Raw genomic sequence first — 21,668 nt, forward strand, 5'->3', positions numbered from 1 at the left:
GACCGTCTGACGTGCTCGTACTGCCGAGCGGCCGTCACACGTCCAGGAAGCGGACGTCCTTGGCGTTGCGCTGGATGAAGGAGCGGCGGGCCTCGACGTCCTCGCCCATCAGGATGGAGAACAGGTCGTCCGCGCGGGCCGCGTCCTCCAGGGTGACCTGGCCGAGCAGCCGGTGGTCCCGGTCCATGGTGGTGACCCGGAGCTCCTCGGCGTTCATCTCGCCGAGGCCCTTGAAGCGCTGGATCGCGTCGTCCTTGGGCAGCTTGCGGCCGGCCGCGCGGCCGGCGGCGATCACCGCGTCGCGCTCGGGGTCCGAGTAGACGTACTGGACGTCGTCCTTGCCCCACTTGATCTTGTACAGCGGCGGCCGGGCCAGGAAGACGTAGCCGCCCTCGATCAGCGGCCGCATGAACCGGAACAGCAGGGTCAGCAGCAGGGTGTTGATGTGGTGGCCGTCGACGTCGGCGTCGGCCATCAGCACGATCTTGTGATAGCGCAGCTTGGAGACGTCGAAGTCGTCGTGGACGCCGGTGCCGAAGGCCGAGATCAGCGCCTGCACCTCGGCGTTCTGCAGGACCTTGTCGATCCTGGCCTTCTCCACGTTGAGGATCTTGCCGCGGATCGGCAGGATCGCCTGCACCCGCGGGTCGCGGCCCTGCTTGGCGGAGCCTCCGGCCGAGTCGCCCTCGACGATGAAGATCTCGCACTCGGAGGGGTCCTTGGACTGGCAGTCCGAGAGCTTGCCGGGCAGCGAGGCGGTCTCCAGCAGGCCCTTGCGACGGGTCAGGTCGCGCACCTTGCGGGCGGCGACGCGGGCCGTGGCCGCGGTGATGGACTTGCGGATGATGTCCGCGGCCTCCACCGGGTTGCGGTCCAGCCAGTCGTTGAGGTGCTCGTGGACCACCTTCTGCACGAAGGTCTTGGCCTCGGTGTTGCCCAGCTTGGTCTTGGTCTGGCCCTCGAACTGCGGCTCGCCCAGCTTGACGCTGATGATCGCGGTCAGGCCCTCGCGGATGTCCTCGCCGGTGAGGTTCTCGTCCTTCTCCCGGAGCAGCTTCTTGTCGCGCGCGTAGCGGTTGATCAGACCGGTCAGCGCGGCCCGGAAGCCCTCCTCGTGGGTACCGCCCTCATGGGTGTGGATGGTGTTGGCGAAGGAGTACACGCCCTCGCTGTACGCCGTGTTCCACTGCATCGCGATCTCGGCCGAGATGGTGCGGCCCTTGTCCTCCGCCTCGAAGGCGATGACGGTGGGGTGGATCACGTCTCCCTTGCGGGAGTTGAGGTAGGTGACGAAGTCGGAGATGCCGCCCTCGTAGTGGTACGTCACCGAGAACGGCTTGCCGTCGTCGTCGACGTGGTCCGGACGCTCGTCGGTCAGCGAGATGGTGAGGCCCTTGTTGAGGAAGGCCATCTCCTGGAAGCGCCGCGACAGGGTGTCGAAGGAGTACTCGGTGGTCTCGAAGATGTCGCCGTCGGCCCAGAAGGTGACCGTGGTGCCGGTCTCGTCGGTCTCCTCGTGGCGCTCCAGCTCGGCCGTGGGGGCACCCAGCTTGTAGTCCTGGGTCCAGCGGTAGCCGTCGGTCCTGATCTCCACCGCGAGGCGCTGCGACAGCGCGTTCACCACGGACACGCCGACGCCGTGCAGACCGCCGGAGACGGAGTAGCCGCCGCCGCCGAACTTGCCGCCCGCGTGCAGCACGGTCAGCACCACCTCGACGGCGGGCTTCCCCTGGCCGGGGACGATGCCCACCGGGATGCCGCGGCCGTTGTCGGTGACCCGGACCGCACCGTCGGAGAGGATGGTCACCCCGATGGTGTCGGCGTGCCCGGCGAGGGCCTCGTCCACCGCGTTGTCCACGACCTCGTAGACCAGGTGGTGCAGGCCGCGCTCGCCGGTGGAGCCGATGTACATGCCGGGGCGCTTGCGGACCGCGTCCAGACCCTCCAGCACGGTGATCGCGCTGGCGTCGTAGGACGAGTTGTTCTCCGAGAGCGAGCCGGAGGAGGGTGCGAGGGCTTCCAACACCTCCGCGACCTCTTCGGTCACGGGCGCTGCGGCAGCGGCGGCCTCGGCGGACAGGTTTTCGGGGGTCTGGCTGGGGTCGCCGGAATCGGCCACGAAGCGCCCTTTCTGGCACAGCTCGGGCCGTCTCCGTACCCCGTGGGTGGGACCGGAGCGGCCTCGGCACTCGACTCAGTCACTGCTACGTCACCGCAAGCGGCGAATTCTTCCTCCAGTGTACCGGTGCGACCGACACTCATGGGCCTTTGGCGGCCCCTGGCTTCCCCCGTGCCGCACGAAATCCGGGCGGATTGTCTCCACCACACGCCCGGGGGGCGAGATGCGCTCACATGGGCACTCAGCCGGTCCGGCCGGTCACCCGCCGGTCACCCCCAGGTGTCACCCGGACCCTTGCTCCCCGGGGCCCTCAGCCGACCGTAGGAACGCGTGGGTCCCGCGGGCCCCTGGACTTTGATCAGCTTCACCGTGCCGTGGCCCAGCTCCTCGTTCAGCTTGCGCACCAACTGGGGTGCCAGCAACCGGATCTGGGTGGCCCAGGCGGTGGAGCTGCAGCGCACCGACAGCACCCGGTCGTCCTCGGAGTAGTGCTCCGGCTCGCAGTGCGCCGCCAGGTCCCGTCCGACGATCTGCGGCCAGCGGCCCATCACCCCGCCCACCGCCGCCGGGGCCTCCCAGCCGCGCTCGGCCACCAGCCGGCTGATCGCGGCGCCCAGCGGCTGCGGGTCGCGGCCGTCCGCACGCGCGCCGGAGCGCAGGCCGGTGCGCCGGGCCTCCTTCTTCTGCCGCACATGGTCGCCGCGCAGCCGCGCCTGCTCCTTGGCGTTGCGCAGCGCCACCCGGGCCAGATCCACGCCGGACAGCTGCGGCTCGCCCGCCCCACTGCCTTCTCCGGTCGAATCGCTCACAGCGGACTCACTCTCCCCAGCTTGGGGAAGCAAGCCTACGAGGCCCCACGGACATCAGCAGACATCAGGGGATCCGGTTGACCTCACCGCTCGCCACCGAGTAGCGGCTCCCGGCCAGCGCCTGCGGCACGTCCTCCGGCACCGCCGCGGTGACCAGCACCTGCTCACCGCCGGCCACCAGCTCCGCCAACCGCTCCCGGCGCCGGGTGTCCAGCTCGGCGAAGACGTCGTCCAGGATCAGCACCGGTTCGCCGCCGTCGGCCCGGAGCAGCTCGTACGAGGCCAGCCGCAGCGCCAGCGCGTACGACCAGGACTCGCCGTGGCTGGCGTAGCCCTTCGCGGGCAGCTCGCCCAGCTGCAGCCCCAGCTCGTCGCGGTGCGGGCCGACCAGGGTCACCCCGCGCTCCAGCTCCTGCTTGCGGGCCACTCCCAGTGCCCCCAGCATCGCCGCGTACAGGGGGTCCCGGCCGCCGCCCAGCGGCACGCCCTCCCCCATCGAGCTGCGGTACTCCAGCCGGGTCGGACCGCCGCCCGGCGCCAGTTCCTCGTAGGCGCCGCGGACCAGCGGCTGCAGCGCGGTGACCAGGTCCAGCCGCTGCGCCAGCAGCTCGGCGCCGGCCCTGGCCAGGTGCTCGTCCCAGACGTCCAGGGTGGACAGCTGCGCCTTGGCGCCCGCCCGGCGCGCCATCGCGGCGCTCTTCAGCAGCGCGTTGCGCTGCTTCAGCACCCGCTCGTAGTCCTGGCGCACGCCCGCGAGCCGGGGCGCACGGGCGACCAGCAACTCGTCCAGGAAGCGCCTGCGCTCCCCCGGGTCGCCCTTCACCAGGCTCAGGTCCTCGGGGGCGAACAGCACGGTCCGCAGCAGGCCGAGGACGTCCCGGGGGCGGACGTTGTCGGAGCGGTTGATCCTGGCCCGGTTGGCCCGGCCCGGGTTCAGCTCCAGCTCGACCAGGGTCGGCCGCTGCTCGCGGACCACGCTGGCCCGGATCACCGCCCGTTCGGCGCCCAGCCGCACCAGCGGGGCGTCACCGGCGACCCGGTGGCTGGCCAGGGTGGCGACATAGCCGACCGCCTCCACCAGATTGGTCTTCCCCTGGCCGTTGGGCCCGGTGAACGCGGTGACGCCCGGATCGAGGGGAACCTCGACCCGGGCGTAGGAACGGAAGTCGGCCAACGACAGATGCGCGACGTGCATGCTCTGGACTCGTCAGCCTTCTTCTCGTCAACTCTGCCGGCAGTGAAGGGTGTTACTTGTTCTCGACCGCGTGGCCGCCGAACTGGTTGCGCAGTGCGGCGATCATCTTCATCTGCGGGGAGTCGTCCTGGCGCGAGGCGAAGCGGGCGAACAGGCTGGCCGTGATCGCGGGCAGCGGGACGGCGTTGTCGATGGCGGCCTCGACGGTCCAGCGGCCCTCGCCGGAGTCGGCGGCGTAGCCCTTGAGCTTGTCCAGGTGCTCGTCGGCGTCCAGGGCGTTGACGGCCAGGTCCAGCAGCCAGGAGCGGATGACCGTGCCCTCCTGCCAGGACCGGAAGACCTCGCGGACGTCGGTGACGCTGTCCACGGCCTCCAGCAGCTCCCAGCCCTCGGCGTAGGCCTGCATCATGGCGTACTCGATGCCGTTGTGGACCATCTTGGCGAAGTGCCCGGCGCCGATCTTCCCGGCGTGCACCGCCCCGAACTCGCCCTCGGGCTTGAGGGCGTCGAAGATCGGCTGGACCCGGGCGATGTCCTCGTCCTTGCCGCCGTACATCAGGGCGTAGCCGTTCTGCAGGCCCCAGACGCCGCCGGAGACGCCGCAGTCGACGAAGCCGATGCCCTTGGCGGCCAGTTCGGCGCCGTGCTTCTCGTCGTCGGTCCAGCGGGAGTTGCCGCCGTCCACGACGATGTCGCCGGGCTCCAGCAGCTCGCCCAGTTCGTCCACGGTGTCCTGGGTCGGGCCGCCGGCCGGGACCATCACCCACACGACACGCGGCGCGGGCAGGGCCGCGACCAGGTCCTTGAGGCTGGAGACGTCGGCAAGGTCGGGGTTGCGGTCGTAACCGACCACGGTGTGGCCCGCGCGGCGGATGCGCTCGCGCATGTTGCCGCCCATCTTGCCGAGACCGATGAGTCCGAGCTCCATTGGGAAGTCCTTCGTCTTGAGGTGACTGCACAGCGCGCGGCGCCCTTGCCGCCAGACGTGAGCCTACGCCCGATGCCTTGACGGCACCGGGCGCAGGGACCCATACGCGTGAGCCGGCTCTGACCTCAGCCCGACAACCGCACCGGCATACTCCAGCTCTCTCAGCCGGACAACCGCACCGGCATGATGAGGTACTTGTACGCCTCGTCCGCCTCGGCGTCCGGTGCGTGCTTCCCGCTGAGCAGGGCCGGCTTGGTCGAGGTGGTGAAGCTCAGCTGGGCCACGGCGGCGTCGATGGCCGCCAGGCCGTCCAGCAGGTAGGCCGGGTTGAAGGCGATCGAGATGTCGTCGCCCTCCAGGTCCGCCTCGACCCGCTCGGTGGCCTGGGCGTCGTCGCCGGAGCCGGCCTCCAGGGTGAGCACGCCCTGCTCGAAGCTCAGGCGCACCGGGGTGTTCCGCTCGGCGACCAGCGAGACGCGCTTGACCGCCTCCACGAACGCCGGGGTGGGCACGGTGGCCACCGAGTTGAACTCGGTCGGGAACAGCGCCCGGAACTTGGGGAACTCGCCCTCCAGCAGCCGGGTGGTGGTGCGCCGGCCGGCCCCCTCGAAGCCGATCAGCCCCTCGCCCTTGCCGCTGCCCGCCAGGGCGATGCTGACGACGTCACCGGCGCTCAGCGACTTGGCGGTGTCCAGCAGCGTCTTGGCGGGCACCAGGGCGACCGCGGAGAGGCCCTCCTGCTCCGGCTTCCACATCAGGTCGCGGACGGCGAAGCGGTAGCGGTCGGTGGCGGCCAGGGTGACCCGGTCGCCCTCGATCTCCACCCGGACACCGGTCAGCACCGGCAGGGTGTCGTCGCGGCCGGCCGCGGTGGCCACCTGGGCGACCGCGGCGGCGAAGGCGTCGCCGGGCACGGTGCCGGAGACGGTGGGCATCTGCGGCAGCGCGGGGTACTCGTCCACAGGCAGGGTGGGGAGTGTGAATCGCGAGCTGCCGCAGACCACGATCACCCGCACGCCGTCGGTGGAGATCTCCACAGGCCTGTTGGGAAGTGAGCGCGAGATGTCGGCCAGCAGCCGGCCGGACACCAGGACCGTGCCCGGCTCCTCGACGTCGGCCTCGGTCTCGACCCGCGCCGAGACCTCGTAGTCGAAGCCGGACAGGCTCAGCTTGCCCTCGTCGGCCGCCAGCAGCAGCCCGGCGAGCACAGGCACCGGAGGCCGTGCCGGGAGGCTGCGCGCGGCCCAGGCCACGGCCTCCGCGAGGACGTCACGCTCGACCCGGAACTTCACCGGTAACCGCCTCCTGTGTGCTGCTGTTCATCGCTTCTTCGTCATGTGTTGCGGGTGGCTCTCGGTTTGAGCCCGTCCCCAGGGTGGGGACCATCCCTGTGGGTGCGGAGTCCGGTGCGAGTGGCCCCGGCCGCTCCCTGTTGCTGGAGACAGTCTGACGCACTCCACCGACAGCGGAGGCAGATGGGGGGAAGACGGCTCGAACCCGTGTCGGGTCGCCGTCATCCACAGATCAAGCGCCCACCTGCTTTTCGATCATCCCCGAGCTCTATACGTGGGGTAGTAGTAGTAGGCCTTGTGGAAACCGTGGATAACCCTGTTCCACCCAGCTCAGACCCGCTTTTCTGTCCACATTGGACCTGTGGGGAACCGGTGGAAAAACTACCCGGGCTGTGGACGTAGCACCCTTCCCCCACAGGGCAGTTGAGTTGTCCCCAGGTTTTCCCCAGCTGCGTCCCCAGGATTGTGCCCGGTTCTCCCCAGCCCCACTGACAACATCGTGTGTCGTCTTTCACTCGGAGAAGTGAAATGTGGATTGATGTTGCCGAACTGTGGACATTGCTGTGGAGAACCCGGCGAAAACTGGGGACAACCGGCCTGGTCCTGGGGACGGCGGGTGGATAACCCTGGCGCCGTGTTGACGGCCCTTCAGTTGTCCACACCCTGTGGACGGTCTCTTCCCACAAGTCCACAGGCAGGTGAGCTGCACGGACAGCTCCATGATGGCCCAGCCTGTGGAGGGATTCTGGATAACTCCGCTCTCCCCAGGGTGTGGACGGGGAAAACCCCTCCGTCCTGTGGACCCGCGCCGCCCCGACTGTTCCTGTTCGAACCAGCAGCACGTCCGTGCGGGCCCTGCTGGAGGCGGTGAAGGCACCGGGGACGGCAGAAGGGCCCCGGAGGCGTGCTCCGGGGCCCTTCTGCGACGTGCTGGGGGTCTGTCGACGCGGTGTCAGCTCTTGATGCGGTTGGTCAGCTCGGTGACCTGGTTGTAGATGGAGCGCCGCTCGGCCATCATCGTGCGGATCTTCCGGTCGGCGTGCATCACCGTGGTGTGGTCCCGGCCGCCGAACTGTGCCCCGATCTTGGGCAGGGACAGGTCGGTGAGCTCCCGGCACAGGTACATGGCGATCTGCCGGGCGGTGACCAGGACCCGGCTCCGGGAGGAACCGCAGAGGTCGTCCACGCTCAGGCCGAAGTAGGCGGCGGTCTGCTGCATGATGACCTGCGCGGTGATCTCCGGGCCGGCCTCCTCGCCGCCGGGGACCAGGTCCTTGAGCACGATCTCGGCCAACTGCAGGTCCACCGGCGCCCGGTTGAGGCTGGCGAAGGCCGTCACCCGGATCAGCGCGCCCTCCAACTCCCGGATGTTGCGCGAGATCCGGGAGGCGATGAACTCCAGCACCTCCGGCGGGGCGTTGAGTTGCTCCTGGATCGCCTTCTTGCGGAGGATCGCGATCCGGGTCTCCAGCTCGGGCGGCTGGACGTCGGTGGTCAGCCCCCACTCGAAGCGGTTGCGGAGCCGGTCCTCCAGGGTGACCAGCTGCTTGGGCGGCCGGTCCGAGGAGATCACGATCTGCTTGTTGGCGTTGTGCAGGGTGTTGAAGGTGTGGAAGAACTCCTCCTGGGTCGACTCCTTGCTCTGCAGGAACTGGATGTCGTCGACCAGCAGGATGTCCATGTCGCGGTAGCGCTGCCGGAACCCGTCGCCCTTGTCGTCCCGGATCGAGTTGATGAACTCGTTGGTGAACTCCTCCGAGCTCACGTAGCGCACCCGGGTGCCGGGGTAGAGGCTCCGGGCGTAGTGCCCGATGGCGTGCAGCAGATGGGTCTTGCCCAGGCCCGACTCCCCGTAGATGAACAGCGGGTTGTAGGCCTTCGCGGGGGCCTCGGCCACGGCGACCGCGGCCGCGTGGGCGAAGCGGTTGCTGGAGCCGATGACGAAGGTCTCGAAGAGGTACTTGGGGTTGAGCCGTGCCGCCGGCTCGTCCTTGCGCGGGAGCGCGGGGGCGCCGCTGGAGCCGCCGCCGGGACGGTTCCTGGGGTGCTCCGGCGGGGTCGGCTCGGGGCGCAGCGAGGGCAGGTGGTCGCCGCCGTCCTCGCGGCCCTGCTCGCCCTGGCGGTGGTCGCCCTGGCGGGGGTCCAGCTGGTGCGGGTCGGCGTGGCGGGGCGAGCCGTGCCGGGGGTCGCGTCCGTCGCGCCCGTCGCGCTCGTCCCGGCTGTCGCGTCCGTCCCGTCCGCCCTGGGCCTCGCTCTGGTGGCCGGGCAGCGGGCGGAAGGGCTCCTCAGCGGGGCGGTGCTGCTCCCAAGGGCGCTGCTGCGGCGGCTGGAGGGCGGCCGGCGGCCACTCGTCCTCGGGGTCGTGCGGTGCCCGGCCGGGGAAGGCGCCCGGGTAGCCGCCGCCGGGACCGCCGGCCGGGACGCCGTAGTAGCCGCCGCGCTCCTGGTAGGGAGGGGCGGGCCGGTCGCCGCGGCGGTCGTAGCCGTAGTCGGCGCCGAAGTCGCGCTGCTGCGGGTAGGAGGAGTACTCGTCCGGCTGCGGGTTCTGCTGCTCGGGCTCGCGCGGCGGCGGGGCCTGCGGCGCGGGGGCCAGCGGGGCGGCGTTGGCGTCCACGATCACGGCGATCCGCATCGGGCGCCCGTACTCGCGGCTCAGCTGCTCGGTGATGGCCGGCAGCAGCCTGCCCTCAAGCACCCCCTTGGCGTAGTCATTGGGGGTGGCCAGCAGCGCGGTGTCCTGCATCAGGCCCATCGGCTGGGTGCTCCGCAGCCACTGGGCGTCCATCGTCTTGACGTCCTGGTCGTTGCCCAGTCGCTCGACGACCCGCGCCCACACGGTCGCAAGGTCGCTGCTGTTATCAGCCACTGGTGCACGCTTTCTCGTTCCACCGGGGCAGGTGGTGGGGGCCGGGGTGGGGAGGACGGGCAGACGGAGTTTGCCAACGGTAGTCAGCGTGGGGCCCGCATTCAAGTTCTTGTCCACAGGCTGTGTACAGCAGTGTCGCAGACCGGGGGCGGGCAGCCGAATGTCCGGGCGCCCGACGGGCTTCGTCATCAGGGTGGTGGCGGGTGGCGGGTGGGCACGTGCGGCGCCGTCTCCGGAACGGGCTGGTTTGACCCGTGGACCGGCTTCCGCGTACCGTAACGAGGTCGAGTTGTCGATGGCCGCTGCCGCATGCCCGCGGAATATCCGCACACCACGGCGCGCAGCTACGGGCGTCGTGGATCACCGTACATAACGGTTATGGGGATCGCGCGGACGCACGGTGACGGCTACCGACGCCCCGCCACCCTTCGATTCATCCTGGAGTCCCCCCGTGAGCAAGCGCACTTTCCAGCCGAACAACCGTCGTCGTGCGAAGACCCATGGCTTCCGCCTGCGGATGCGCACCCGTGCCGGCCGTGCGATCCTCGCGGCTCGCCGCGAAAAGGGCCGCGCTCGCCTGTCCGCCTGATCCACCAGGTCATGTCGTGCTGCCTTCCGAACATCGGTTGAGGCGGCGCCAGGACTTCGCGACCGCGGTGCGGCGGGGCCGTCGCGCCGGACGACCGCTCCTGGTCGTGCATCTCAGCGAGAGCAGGGATGTCACGACCGGAGCGCCGTACGGCGAGGGCGATCCCGTGGCCACCACGGACTTGTCGTCAACGGACCCGCACAGCGCCGGGGAGAGACCCTCTCCGGCGCGTGCGGGTTTTGTCGTCAGCAAGGCCGTGGGACCGGCTGTGGTCCGCAACCGCGTGAAGCGTCGCCTGCGTCACCTGATGGCCGCGCGTATCACCGGGCTGCCCGCAGGTAGCCTGATAGTGGTACGCGCGCTGCCCCCTGCCGGGACGGCGGAATTCGCGGACCTGGAACGTGATCTGGATTCCGCACTGCGGAAACTGTCGGCCCCCCGGGGCGGGCGGCCCCGTGGGACCGGTACCGCACCTCCTGATGCATCCTCGCCGATGGGAGCAGGGCAGTGACGTACCTGCTGGTGGCGGTTGTCTGCCTGGCCGGGCTGCTGTTCGGCCGGTACCTCCTGCTGGCCCTGATCAGGCTCTACCAGTGGACGATCAGCCCGCTGCTGGGGCCGGTCTGCCGCTACCACCCCTCGTGCTCGCGCTACGGGTTCGAGGCGATCAGGGTCCACGGCGCCGTCAAGGGCACGGCCCTGACCGCCTGGCGCATCCTGCGGTGCAATCCGTGGAGTGCCGGCGGCGTCGACCATGTTCCAGCGCGCAAGCACCCTGTCTGGCATCGGCGGATGCTCAACGTTCTGTCCCGAGACCTCCCCGTCTCCCCTAAGACCGACGACTTGGGACCCCACACCTCTAGCCGGGCCGATGTGCCGGCTCCCTCGACCAACGCCCAAGGAGCATGACCGTGGGGTTTCTCGACCCGATCCTCGGCCCGCTGTACACAGCCGTCTCGTGGATCATCGTCCAGTTCCATTCGCTGTACAGCCAGGTCTTCAACCCTGACGGCGGCTGGGCCTGGGGTCTGGCGATCGTCTCGCTGGTGATCCTGGTCCGCGCCTGCATGATCCCGCTGACGATCAAGCAGACCAAGTCGATGCGGGCGATGCAGGCGCTGCAGCCCCGGCTGAAGGTCATCCAGGACCGCTACAAGGGCGACCGGCAGAAGCTCGCCGAAGAGCAGATGAAGCTGTACAAGGAGGCGGGCGCCAACCCGGCCTCCAGCTGCCTTCCGCTGCTGATCCAGTCGCCGTTCTTCATGTCGCTGTACGGCGTGCTGAGCAACGTCGCCCACGGCAAGACCGTCGGTGTGATCAACCAGACGCTGCTGAACAGCGCCACCAAGGCGCACATCTTCGGCGCTCCGCTGTCGGCCTCGTTCGTGCACTCCACGCTCACCAGCGTCAAGATCGTCACCGCGGTCATGATCCTGACGATGTGCTTCACGCAGTTCCTGACCACGCGCCAGCTCATGACGAAGAACGTCGACCTCACGGTCAAGACGCCGTACATGCAGCAGCAGAAGATGATGATGTACGTCTTCCCGGTCATCTACATCTTCTTCGGCATCAACATGCCGGTCGGTGTGCTGATCTACATGGTCACCTCCAACCTGTGGACCCTGGGCCAGCAGCTGGTGATCATCCGGCAGAACCCGACCCCCGGCTCGGTGGCCTTCAAGCAGCGCCAGGACCGGCTGAAGGCCGCGGGCAAGCTGAACGCCGACGGCACCCCGGTCAAGGCCGGTCTGGCCTCGCTGGTGAAGGGCGGCAGCGCCCCCGAGGAGGCCGCTCCGGAGGACACCGGGCCGGTGCGCCGCCAGCAGCCCAAGCGGCAGACCAAGGCCCAGCGCCAGAGCGGCGGCTCGGCCGGTGCGGCGGGCTCCGCCGGGACGGCTCCGGCGGACGCCGTGGTCGAGGCGGCCGAGAACACGGCGAAGAGCGGTACGGCGAAGAGCGGCGGCACGCCGCGGAACGGCACCCCGAAGGGTGCGGGCACGGCCGCCGGCAAGGCCGCTGCGCCCAAGCAGACGCCGAACCAGACCCGCGGGCGGGCCAAGACCGGTGGCGGTGGCAGCGCCGCGGGCGGTGGCACCGGCAGCGGTGCCGGGTCCGCACAGAGCGGCGGCCAGAAGCGCACCAACCAGCCCGGCAAGCGCAACCCGCAGCCGGCCGGTCGGCCGAAGAAGAAGTCCTAGTCCCGGGCACGTCCTGGCGACGACTTCCGCACCGATTTCCCCTGTCAGCATCACAGAATCCAAAGGAGTCCACCCGTGACGGAAGGAACCGTGGCACCCGTCCCCAGCGACGAGTCGAAGAGTGCCGCGACGGGCACCGACGTGCTCGGCCACCTCGAGCAGGAGGGTGAGATCGCCGCGGACTACCTGGAGGCCCTTCTCGACATCGCGGACCTCGACGGCGACATCGACATGGACGTGGAGGGCGACCGCGCCTCCGTGTCGATCATCGGCGAGGGGCCCGGGGCGGATCGGAGCCTGCTGCGTCTGGTCGGCCAGGACGGTGAGGTGCTGGAGGCCCTGCAGGAGCTGACCCGGCTCGCCGTGCACCGGGAGACCGGGGAGCGCAGCAGGCTGATGCTGGACATCGCCGGGTTCCGGGCGCGCAAGCGTGCCGAGCTGGCCGAGCTGGGTGCCCAGGCGGCCAAGGAGGCCAAGGAGAGCGGTGAGCCGGTGAAGCTCAAGGCGATGACGCCGTTCGAGCGCAAGGTGGTCCATGACGCCGTCGCTGCGGCCGGGCTGCGGAGCGAGTCGGAGGGCGAGGAGCCGCAGCGGCGCGTCGTGGTGCTGCCGGCGTAGGCGGACTGTTCCACACTGGGACAGGGTGATGTGAACGATGGACGGCCCCGTCTGCGATGTGCAGACGGGGCCGTACTGCCGCGGTGAGGGAAAGGTTCGGCACATGTCGGAGGCGGACGGTCGGTTGGTGGCCGAGGAGTTCTCGAAGGAGCTCCCGGAGGCCCCTGCGGCGGCACGGGCGGTGTTCGGGGACCGCTTCGGGCTGGCGGTGCGCTACGCCGAGTTGCTGGCCGACGCGGGGGTGCGGCGCGGACTCATCGGTCCGCGCGAGGTGCCGCGGTTGTGGGAGCGGCATGTGCTGAACTGCGCGGTGCTGGGCGAGCTGCTGCCGCCGGACGCCTCGCTGTGCGATGTGGGCTCGGGGGCCGGGCTGCCGGGTATCCCGGTGGCGCTGGCCCGCCCCGATGTGCGGATCACCCTGCTGGAGCCGCTGCTGCGACGCACCACCTTCCTGGAGGAGGTGGTGAAGGAGCTGGGGCTGGAGAATGTGACGGTGCTCCGGGGCCGGGCCGAGGAGATGGTCGGCAAGCTGGCGGTCGATGTGGTGACCGCGCGGGCGGTCGCTCCGTTGGACCGGCTCGCCGGATGGGGACTGCCGCTGCTGCGCCCCTTCGGGGAGATGCTGGCACTCAAGGGCGACTCGGCCGCCCAGGAGCTGGTGGACCACAAGGGCGCGCTGGTGAAACTGGGCGCCACCGAGTGGTCGGTGGCGGTGGCCGGCGAAGGTGTGGTGGAGACCCCGACGCATGTGGTGCGGGTCAAGGTGGGGGAGAGTCCGGGTGGCGTCCGGGCGGCGACCCGCCGGGCCCGAGCGGCCCGCAAGGGCGGCCGCGCTCCTGGGCAGTCGGCCGGCGGCGCCAGCCGCGGCAGCTCCAGGCGGCGTCGCTAGCCGTCGTTGGTCGTTGTTGGTCGTCATTCGACAGACCGGAAGGGCCCCTGTTTCACGTTTCACGTGAAACAGGGGCCCTTCCGGTCTCCGGAGTGTCGTTCCGTCATATATCCCCCATAACGGGCATCGTGTTTCACGTGAAACGTCGCTCGCTGCTTCCCGGGATCCTGAGCCGCAGTCGTGGAGCCGCTCAGTTCAGTCGTCGTTTGGGTGAAGATCGGCCATCAACGGGTCCAGAAGGACCACAACCGTCCCCGGGTGTCACCGGCCTGCGCGATGATTTCATCGACAGCCGTGACGGAGAGGGGGGCGATCCCTTGCCCAGCGAGACTCACACCGTAGAGGGGCCACTGCCGGGGCCGCGGGTCCGAAGTGGACGAATGGGGACCGCTGTTTCACGTGAAACAGCGACGCATGAAACACTGGCGCCCATGCATCCCATGCAGGAGTCGGAAGCCGTTCCGCTGATTGACGACACACCCATCGGACGGGCAGCCCAGGCCGCTGTCGACGCGATGGGGCGGGTCGGGGAGGCGCTACCGCGCCCCGCGGCCACCCGGGTCATGGTGGTCGCCAACCAGAAGGGCGGGGTGGGCAAGACCACGACGACGGTCAATCTCGCGGCCTCACTGGCGCTGCACGGGGCCCGGGTGCTGGTGATCGACCTGGATCCCCAGGGGAACGCCTCCACCGCCCTGGGCATCGACCATCATGCCGAGGTCCCTTCGATCTACGACGTCCTGGTCGAGGGCAAGCCGCTCGCCGATGTGGTCCAGCCGGTGGTGGATGTGGAGGGGCTCTTCTGCTGCCCGGCCACCATCGACCTGGCCGGAGCAGAGATCGAGTTGGTCTCGCTGGTGGCCAGGGAGAGCCGGCTGCAGCGCGCCATCGAGGCGTATGAGCAGCCCCTGGACTACGTACTGATCGACTGCCCGCCCTCGCTGGGCCTGCTGACGGTCAATGCGATGGTGGCCGGACGCGAGGTGCTGATCCCGATCCAGTGCGAGTACTACGCGCTGGAGGGGCTGGGACAGCTGCTGCGGAATGTGGACCTGGTGCGCGCGCACCTCAATCCCCATCTGCATGTGTCGACGATCCTGCTGACCATGTACGACGCCCGTACCCGACTGGCATCACAGGTCGCGGACGAGGTCCGCAGCCACTTCCAGGACGAGGTGCTGCGGACCAGCATCCCCCGCTCGGTGCGCGTCTCCGAGGCGCCGAGCTACGGTCAGACCGTCCTCACCTACGACCCCGGATCGACGGGGGCGCTCTCCTATCTGGAGGCCGCGAAGGAGATCGCGCTGCGCGGGGCGGAGAAGGACCAGCGGGCCGCGGACGAGCGCTTCGCTGCGTCGCCCGGGAACCCGGGCGTCTATCAGCAGCAGCCCCGTCGGATGGCGGAGCAGGACAGCACAGGACAGCACGCCGCAGTAGAGCACGGCACGATGGAGGGGCAGCGGTGAGTGAGCGTCGTAGAGGTCTGGGGCGTGGCCTCGGGGCACTGATCCCGGCGGCCACCGGTCCGGAGAGCAGGCCGGCCCCGGCCGCGATCGGGGGCACCCGGTCGCCGGGCGAGGTCCCCTCGCTGAACGGCGGAACGGAGTCGGCATCGGGTGGTGGCGGGGTCGGCACTCTGGAGCGCACCGCCGAGAGTGTCGTTTCACGTGAAACAGCGGTGGCCGGGCCTGAACTGCAGGCGGTGGACGGGGCGTACTTCGCCGAGATCCCGCTGGATGCGATCACCCCCAACCCGCGTCAGCCGCGTGACGTCTTCGACGAGGAAGCCCTCGACGAACTGGTCCACTCGATCCAGGAGGTGGGCCTGCTGCAGCCGGTGGTGGTCCGGCAGACCTCTCCGGACCGCTATGAGCTGATCATGGGTGAGCGCCGTTGGCGGGCATCCCGAAAGGCCGGGCTGGAGGCCATTCCGGCGATCGTCAGGGCCACCGAGGACGAGAAGCTCCTCCTTGACGCCCTGTTGGAGAACCTGCACCGCTCCCAGCTCAATCCGCTGGAAGAGGCGGCGGCCTACGATCAGCTGCTGCGTGACTTCTCCTGCAGCCATGAGGAGTTGGCCGATCGGATCGGGCGCTCCCGTCCGCAGGTGTCCAACACCCTGCGGCTGCTGAAGCTCTCGCCCAAGGTCCAGCGCAGGGTCGCTGCGGGGGTGCTGTCCGCCGGGCATGCCCGGGCCCTGCTGGCTCTTGACGATCCTGCCGAGCAGGAGAAGCTGGCGCATCGCATCAACGCCGAGGAGCTCTCGGTGCGTGCGGTGGAGCAGATCGTCAAGCTGATGTCGGAGGAGCAGCACCCCGAGCGGCGGTCGCGGGGTCCTCGGGCCGGGAAGCTGGTCTCCCCCGCACTGGCCAGTCTGGCGAGCCGGCTCTCCGACCGCTTCGACACCCGGGTGAAGGTCGAGCTGGGCCAGAAGCGCGGGAAGATCGTGGTCGAGTTCGCCTCGGTGGAGGACCTCGACCGGATCCTCGGTTCCTTCGCCCCTGGGGAGGGGCAGCTGCTGAAGCAGGGGATGGACGGCGAGGCGGCAGCCGGGTCCGAGGGCTGATCGGGGCAGCGCGGTTCGGAGTTCGGAGTTCGGAAGGGCCCTTGTTTCACGTGAAACAAGGGCCCTTCTTGTTGCCCGGACCGGTGACTACGATGGCGACGAAGGCTCTCGGCACCGCTGTCGCGCCCGTGGAGGGGTCATGCGTGAGCACAGACGAGCGACGTTCCTGACGGTGGAACTGGTGGTCGGTGCACTCTGCGGCTTTGTCTCCGGGATGATCCTGGACCGTTCCCGACGGGGTGCTGCGGGGCGCGCGGCGGACCTATCGTGGAAGCAGGATGCGGCGCGGCTGACAGCCGCCGAGCCCGAAGGTGTGGTGCATGGGACGCAGGCTGGTACCGCTGACTCTCGACTCTCTCGCTGAACTCCCGCTCAGCTGTCGGTCCTGCGTCTTCTGGGAGTTGGACCCGGTGAACGGGGAGGCCGCGATCAAGGCGGGCCAGGCGGAGCTGGAGAAGGAGTCCTGGATCTCGGCGGTGCTGCTGGAGTGGGGCTCCTGCGGCCGGATCGCCTATGTGGATGACGCTCCGGTGGGCTTTGTGCTCTACGCTCCGGCGGCCTATGTCCCGCGCTCGCTGGCCTTTCCGACCAGTCCGGTGGCGGCCGATGCGGTGCAGTTGATGACGGCTCGGATCCTGCCGGACTACCAGGGCCAGGGGATCGGACGGACGCTGGTCCAGGCCGTCGCCAAGGATCTGGTGCGGCGTGGCTTCAAGGCGATAGAGGCGTTCGGTGACGCCCGGTGGAGCGGCCCGGGCTGCGTCCTGCCGGCGGATCATCTGCTGGCGGTCGGCTTCAAGACGGTGCGTCCGCATCCGCGGTATCCCCGGCTGCGGCTGGAGCTGCGCTCGGCCATCTCCTGGAAGGGGGAGATGGAGGTGGCGCTGGAGCGGTTGCTGGGGGCGGTCCAGAAGGAACCCTCACTGCGCCCGCTCTGACCCCTGCGACGGGGGACTGCGATCCGGGTCCCCCGTCGTTGTTTCACGTGAAACGGGCGCTGGGGCTCAGCTGCTGCGGATGTCGGCCGGCAGGTGCAGGACGCCGGTGGGGGCGTCCTCCTCCGGGGGGAGGTACAGGCGCTGGACGGCCACCGCGATGGCCTCCACGGCCTGTGCGCGCATCTGCGGGGAGAGCAGGCGCATGGCGTCCTCGGGGTTGGTCAGATAGCCGAGCTCCAGGCGTACCGCAGCCATCCGGGTGGATCGCAGCAGGGTCCAGGTGCGGGCGTGGCTGCGGTTGTCGCCGACACCGCAGCGGGCGACCAGCTCGCGTTGGAGCAGACCGGCGAACTGCTTGCCGGTGTGGGACCAGCGGCCGCGGCTCTCGTCCCCGTAGTAGTAGCTGGAGGCGCCGGAGGCCTGAGGGTTGTGGTGGCCGTCCAGGTGGAGCGAGAGCATCAGGTTGGCGTCGGTGGCATTGGCGAACTGGGCGCGCTGCACCTCGTCGCCGCCGTGCTCGGCATTGCGGGTGAGATAGGTGCGGACCCCCAGCGCGGTGAGCCTGCCCTCCAGCCGGGTGGCGATGTCCCAGACGATGGCGGCCTCGCTGTGGCCGTGCGCGAGGACCCCGGGGTCCTCGCCGCCGTGGCCGGGGTCGATGACGATGACCTTGCCCGGCAGGGAGGCGCCGGACCGCAGCAGCATCTCGGTCTCCCGCATCACATGGGGGGCGCCGCCGACCACGGTCCGGGCCAGCCGGGCCAGCACGGTGAAGGTGGCCGGGCCCAGCGTGCCGTCGGCAAAGAGACCCATATTGCGCTGGAACTCACTGAGAGCCTGCGCGGTGGTGGGGCCGAAGATGCCGTCGACCTGCCCCGGGGTGAAGCCCATGTCCAGCAGTCGCTGCTGGAGCTGGGCGACGTCGTCACCGACCTGCAGATTGCCGACGACATGGCTGAGGACGCGGTCACCGAGCTGCCAGCGCGCCTCATTGAGGTGCCGGTAGGTCTCAGGTCCGACGATGCCGTCCGCGGTGAGTCCGCGCTGCTGCTGGAAGTAGCGCACGGCTGCGTCGACCAGGGGGTCGAACAGCGAGCCCGCGGAGGCGAGCTGGGCGCCCACGGTGCTGTCCACCGCCGGCAGCAGGCCCAAGAGGCCGAGCTTGAACCGGATCTCCGCCACTGCCGGCCCGGTGTCGCCGAGCCGCCACTGGAAGGTGTGCGCTGGTTGCTGCTGGGTCATGACGTGAGGGTCCCCTCCCCATCGGCTCCCATGATCGTACGCGCCGTCCGGGGTACTTCCACGCCTACCGGGGGAGTCCCTTCGGGCCCTTGCAAAACCCGCACTGTTTCACGTGAAACATGCGAACGCCGGGACTGCCACGGGGTGGTGGCGGTCCCGGCGTCGGATGCTCGCGGACCTGCTGCCAGATCTGCGGGAGCTCTGCCTAGGCGAGGAACTCGGCGAGGTCGCGAACCAGGGCGCTCTTGGGCTTGGCGCCGACGATGGTCTTCACGACCTCGCCGCCCTGGTACACGTTCATGGTCGGGATGGAGAGGACGCCGTAGGTCGCGGGGACATTGGGGTTGGCGTCGATGTCCAGCTTGGCGATGGTGATCTTGTCCGCGTACTCGGCCGCGATCTCCTCGAGCGCGGGGGCGACCTGGCGGCACGGGCCGCACCAGGTGGCCCAGAAGTCGACGAGCACGGGCTTGTCGCTCTTGAGGACCTCGGTCTCGAAGGTCTCGTCGGTCACGGTGATGGTGGCGCCGGCCACGGGTGCTCCTTGGGTGTGCTGGGGATGACTGATTGGCTTGGCTGACTGGCTTGGCTGACTGGCCCGGGGGTGGCTCAGACCGCGACGGCGGCGTTGCTCTCGGCGTGGGCGAGGGCGGCCAGGTAGCGCTCTGCGTCCAGGGCGGCGGCACAGCCGGTACCGGCCGCGGTGATGGCCTGACGGTAGGTGTGGTCGACGACGTCACCGGCGCCGAAGACACCCTCCAGGTTGGTGCGCGTGGAAGGGGCCTGGACCCGCAGGTAGCCCTCGTCGTCCAGGTCCAGCTGGCCCTTGAAGAGCTCGGTGCGCGGGTCGTGGCCGACGGCGATGAACAGTCCGGTGACGGGCAGCTCGCGCAGTTCGCCGGTGACGGTGTCCCGCAGGGTGAGTCCACTCAGCTTGGCGTCGCCGTGGATCTCGGCGACCTCGCTGTTCCAGGCGAAGCTGATCTTCGGGTCCGCGAAGGCGCGCTCCTGCATGGTCTTGCTGGCGCGCAGCTCGCTGCGACGGTGCACCACGGTGACCGACTTGGCGAAGCGCGACAGGAAGGTCGCCTCCTCCATGGCGGTGTCCCCGCCGCCGACCACGACGATGTCCTGGTCCCGGAAGAAGAAGCCGTCACAGGTGGCGCACCAGGAGACGCCGCGACCGGACAGCTGGTCCTCGCGGGGCAGGCCCAGCTTGCGGTGCTGGGACCCGGTGGTGACGATGACGGCCTTGGCCCGGTGCACCGTGCCCTCGGAGTCGGTGACGGTCTTGATCTCACCGCTGAGGTCGACCGCGATGATGTCGTCCGGGATCAGCTCGGCGCCGAAGCGCTCGGCCTGGCCGCGCATGTTGTCCATCAGCTCCGGGCCCATGATGCCGTCCTGGAAACCGGGGAAGTTCTCCACCTCGGTGGTGTTCATCAGTGCGCCGCCCGCGGACACCGCACCCTCGAACACCAGGGGCTTCAGCGAGGCACGTGCCGTGTAGAGCGCGGCTGTGTAGCCGGCCGGGCCGGAGCCGATGATGATCACGTTGCGGACGTCGCTCACTGCACATCTCCTGAATCGCTTCGCAAGCCTTGGGCTGACGAGTGGACGGGTCGCTGTCCACCTCGCTCAACGGTTCCCCAGTGTCTCGCATTCCCGAGGGTTCAGGTGCGCGGCACGGTGCGCTGCAGCAGGACCTGGCCGGTCTGAGCAGAACTCTGCGGGACGGTAGCGGTGCAGGACGATGCGATCAGGTAGACGTCCACGGTCTGCTGGGGGTCCTGAGCGTCGGCGTAGACGAGGGCGAAGACAGGAGTGTTCCGGTAACTGCCCTGGGTGACGACCAGAGGCTGCTCCCCACTGCGGTGAGCTGCCTGGGCGACGCAGGCCGGCACGTAGCGGCTGGTAGAGCTATTCGGTGTCTTGGCATTTGATCCGTTGGCGGGCTCTGATCCGTTGCCGGCTTCGGTAGTTCCGAAGTCGAGCAGCAACTGCTGCACCTGCTCGGTCAAGGCCGTGTCGGAGAAGGCCACCGGGCCCGAGGCGCCCGCTACCGCGTTGCCCCCTTCGGCCCCGGGGACTGCGGCGGAGGAGGCGGAGCCCTTGGAGGTGCTCTCGGGGTGCAGCTGCAGCAGTGAGGCGGTGACACCGCCGACGACGGCGAGCGCCGCCAGACCCAGCGCCGCCCGGCGCAGGGTCGGGGTCAGGACGCGTTGCCGCTGTCGGCCGGGACCCCGGCTGCCGGAGGGCCCGGACGGGCCATGGGAGCCGTTGGAGCGGCTCTCCTTGCCGAGGTTGCCGAGGGGAGCCGCCGGGGCCGCCACGGGCGCTGCAGCCGTCTCGGCGGCCGCTGTGCCCGGCTCGGTTGAGCTGAGCAGGGCCTCGGCGGCGAGGGCCGCGTCGATGCGGACGGCGATGTCCGCGGGGAGCTGGACCGGTTCGGCCTGTCCGAGCAGCGACCGGATCTCCTCGATGGCCGCGTGGGTGTCCAGGCACTCGGGGCAGCCCGCGAGGTGCTCCCCCAGCTCGGCTGCGGCCTCTGCGGGGAGCAGGTCCTCCAGGTAGTCGGAGATGGCCTCCACCGGAGGATGACCGGAGGAGTCGAGGCCGAAGGGTGGTGTGGTCTGGCTCATGTCGGCTGCTCCCCTCCTGCGTCGGGTCGTCGGTCGGCCAGTAGTGGGACGCCCGGTCCCTGGTTCGGGTTCCCTTCCCGGGGCGGTGGCGCGGTACCCCCGTCGTCAGGGGCGTACCGAAGCACTGTGCCGCCGGTCTCCTTGGAGACCTCTGTTTCACGTGAAACATCGGGCGGATTGCCGCTACGGAGGTGGGCGATCTGTGGGAGGAGACGGGCCCGGCCCCGGGCGCAGCGGCTCTTCACCGTACCGACGGGGACGTCGAGGATCGCGGCGGCCTCGGCGACCGGGTAGCCCTGGACGTCGACCAGGACCAGGGCCGCACGCTGCTCGGCCGGGAGTGAGGCGAGGGCGCTGCCCAGTTCGCGGCGGAGCTCGCTGCGCTCCGCCGCTATGTCGGCGCCCTCGCCGTGGTTCAGCAGGTCGTCGAGGGTGGACTGCTCGTCGAGCGGGCGGGTGGGGCGGCTGGCGTTGCGGCGCACCCGGTCCAGGCAGGCGTTGACCACGATCCGGTGCAGCCAGGTGGTGACCGCCGACCGCCCCTGGAAGGTGTGGGCCGACCGGAACGCGGAGACCAGGGCGTCCTGGAGGGCGTCAGCGGCCTCCTCCCGGTCGCCCAGCGTGCGCAGCGCGACCGCCCAGAGCCGGTCGCGATGGCGCTGCACCAGCTCGCCGAAGGCGTCGCGATCACCTTCGACATGGCGTGCCAGCAGTTCGGCATCGCTGTCCTGCTCCGGCGTTCCGGCCACGTGTGTGCTTCTCCCCTCGGACACC

At 69.9% G+C, this 21,668-nt stretch carries 20 protein-coding genes; 9 read left to right on the top strand and 11 right to left on the bottom strand.

Going from position 1 to position 21,668, the window contains the following annotated elements; translation table 11 throughout:
• Positions 1–34 precede the first annotated feature (34 nt).
• From gyrB to dnaA, 6 genes are all read right to left on the bottom strand, one after another.
• Complete coding sequence (gyrB, locus tag ABUW04_RS13555) at positions 35–2,119, bottom strand: DNA topoisomerase (ATP-hydrolyzing) subunit B (protein WP_380564714.1); 2,085 nt, start codon at positions 2,117–2,119, stop codon at positions 35–37.
• A 269-nt stretch (positions 2,120–2,388) separates the two neighbouring features.
• Positions 2,389–2,928, bottom strand: coding sequence for a DUF721 domain-containing protein (locus ABUW04_RS13560; RefSeq protein ID WP_030254669.1), 540 nt, complete (start codon positions 2,926–2,928; stop codon positions 2,389–2,391).
• Between the two features lie 64 nt (positions 2,929–2,992).
• Positions 2,993–4,123 carry a DNA replication/repair protein RecF gene (gene recF, locus ABUW04_RS13565; protein WP_380564715.1) on the bottom strand — a complete coding sequence of 377 codons (1,131 nt, stop codon included), beginning with the start codon at positions 4,121–4,123 and terminating at the stop codon, positions 2,993–2,995.
• Positions 4,124–4,175: 52 nt separating this feature from the next.
• Positions 4,176–5,051, bottom strand: coding sequence for a phosphogluconate dehydrogenase (NAD(+)-dependent, decarboxylating) (gene gnd / locus ABUW04_RS13570; protein WP_380522870.1), 876 nt, complete (start codon positions 5,049–5,051; stop codon positions 4,176–4,178).
• Positions 5,052–5,212: 161 nt separating this feature from the next.
• Complete coding sequence (gene dnaN / locus ABUW04_RS13575; RefSeq protein ID WP_380564716.1) at positions 5,213–6,343, bottom strand: DNA polymerase III subunit beta; 1,131 nt, start codon at positions 6,341–6,343, stop codon at positions 5,213–5,215.
• Between the two features lie 952 nt (positions 6,344–7,295).
• Entirely contained in the window at positions 7,296–9,209 is a 1,914-nt protein-coding gene (dnaA, locus tag ABUW04_RS13580; protein WP_380564717.1) for a chromosomal replication initiator protein DnaA, read from the bottom strand.
• Between the two features lie 451 nt (positions 9,210–9,660).
• Between dnaA and rpmH the strand changes: the two genes are divergently transcribed.
• The 9 genes from rpmH (at position 9,661) to ABUW04_RS13625 (ending at position 17,010) form a co-directional block, all read left to right on the top strand.
• Positions 9,661–9,798: a 50S ribosomal protein L34 gene (gene rpmH / locus ABUW04_RS13585; protein WP_034089364.1), complete on the top strand. Its 138-nt coding sequence runs from the start codon at positions 9,661–9,663 to the stop codon at positions 9,796–9,798.
• A 16-nt stretch (positions 9,799–9,814) separates the two neighbouring features.
• Positions 9,815–10,309, top strand: coding sequence for a ribonuclease P protein component (gene rnpA, locus ABUW04_RS13590; RefSeq protein WP_084714303.1), 495 nt, complete (start codon positions 9,815–9,817; stop codon positions 10,307–10,309).
• 38 nt (positions 10,310–10,347) lie between these two features.
• Positions 10,348–10,707, top strand: coding sequence for a membrane protein insertion efficiency factor YidD (gene yidD / locus ABUW04_RS13595; protein ID WP_030254680.1), 360 nt, complete (start codon positions 10,348–10,350; stop codon positions 10,705–10,707).
• Positions 10,704–11,999 carry a membrane protein insertase YidC gene (gene yidC, locus ABUW04_RS13600; protein WP_380564718.1) on the top strand — a complete coding sequence of 432 codons (1,296 nt, stop codon included), beginning with the start codon at positions 10,704–10,706 and terminating at the stop codon, positions 11,997–11,999. Before yidD ends, yidC begins: the two co-directional genes overlap by 4 nt.
• A gap of 75 nt (positions 12,000–12,074) precedes the next feature.
• On the top strand, positions 12,075–12,617 hold the full coding sequence (locus tag ABUW04_RS13605; protein WP_380522868.1) for a Jag family protein: 543 nt from the start codon (positions 12,075–12,077) through the stop codon (positions 12,615–12,617).
• A 103-nt stretch (positions 12,618–12,720) separates the two neighbouring features.
• Positions 12,721–13,506: a 16S rRNA (guanine(527)-N(7))-methyltransferase RsmG gene (rsmG, locus tag ABUW04_RS13610; protein WP_030254687.1), complete on the top strand. Its 786-nt coding sequence runs from the start codon at positions 12,721–12,723 to the stop codon at positions 13,504–13,506.
• 467 nt (positions 13,507–13,973) lie between these two features.
• Positions 13,974–14,972, top strand: coding sequence for a ParA family protein (locus tag ABUW04_RS13615; protein WP_037595447.1), 999 nt, complete (start codon positions 13,974–13,976; stop codon positions 14,970–14,972).
• Positions 14,969–16,072, top strand: a complete 1,104-nt coding sequence (locus ABUW04_RS13620) for a ParB/RepB/Spo0J family partition protein (RefSeq protein WP_030254691.1) — start codon at positions 14,969–14,971, stop codon at positions 16,070–16,072. The genes ABUW04_RS13615 and ABUW04_RS13620 overlap by 4 nt, the downstream gene beginning before the upstream one ends.
• A gap of 320 nt (positions 16,073–16,392) precedes the next feature.
• Positions 16,393–17,010 carry a GNAT family N-acetyltransferase gene (locus tag ABUW04_RS13625; protein ID WP_030254693.1) on the top strand — a complete coding sequence of 206 codons (618 nt, stop codon included), beginning with the start codon at positions 16,393–16,395 and terminating at the stop codon, positions 17,008–17,010.
• A gap of 66 nt (positions 17,011–17,076) precedes the next feature.
• Here ABUW04_RS13625 and ABUW04_RS13630 read toward each other — a convergent pair whose 3' ends face one another.
• From ABUW04_RS13630 to sigM, 5 genes are all read right to left on the bottom strand, one after another.
• On the bottom strand, positions 17,077–18,252 hold the full coding sequence (locus tag ABUW04_RS13630) for an N-acetylmuramoyl-L-alanine amidase (RefSeq protein WP_380564719.1): 1,176 nt from the start codon (positions 18,250–18,252) through the stop codon (positions 17,077–17,079).
• 205 nt (positions 18,253–18,457) lie between these two features.
• On the bottom strand, positions 18,458–18,787 hold the full coding sequence (gene trxA, locus ABUW04_RS13635) for a thioredoxin (protein ID WP_030254698.1): 330 nt from the start codon (positions 18,785–18,787) through the stop codon (positions 18,458–18,460).
• Positions 18,788–18,861: 74 nt separating this feature from the next.
• Positions 18,862–19,824 (bottom strand): thioredoxin-disulfide reductase, encoded by a 963-nt coding sequence (trxB, locus tag ABUW04_RS13640; RefSeq protein WP_380564720.1) that lies wholly within the window; start codon positions 19,822–19,824, stop codon positions 18,862–18,864.
• Between the two features lie 101 nt (positions 19,825–19,925).
• Entirely contained in the window at positions 19,926–20,894 is a 969-nt protein-coding gene (locus ABUW04_RS13645; RefSeq protein WP_380564721.1) for an anti-sigma factor family protein, read from the bottom strand.
• On the bottom strand, positions 20,891–21,643 hold the full coding sequence (gene sigM, locus ABUW04_RS13650; protein ID WP_380564722.1) for an RNA polymerase sigma factor SigM: 753 nt from the start codon (positions 21,641–21,643) through the stop codon (positions 20,891–20,893). Before sigM ends, ABUW04_RS13645 begins: the two co-directional genes overlap by 4 nt.
• Positions 21,644–21,668 lie beyond the last annotated feature (25 nt).

The sequence above is a fragment of the Streptacidiphilus jeojiensis genome (assembly GCF_042510965.1).
Taxonomy (GTDB): domain Bacteria; phylum Actinomycetota; class Actinomycetes; order Streptomycetales; family Streptomycetaceae; genus Streptacidiphilus; species Streptacidiphilus jeojiensis.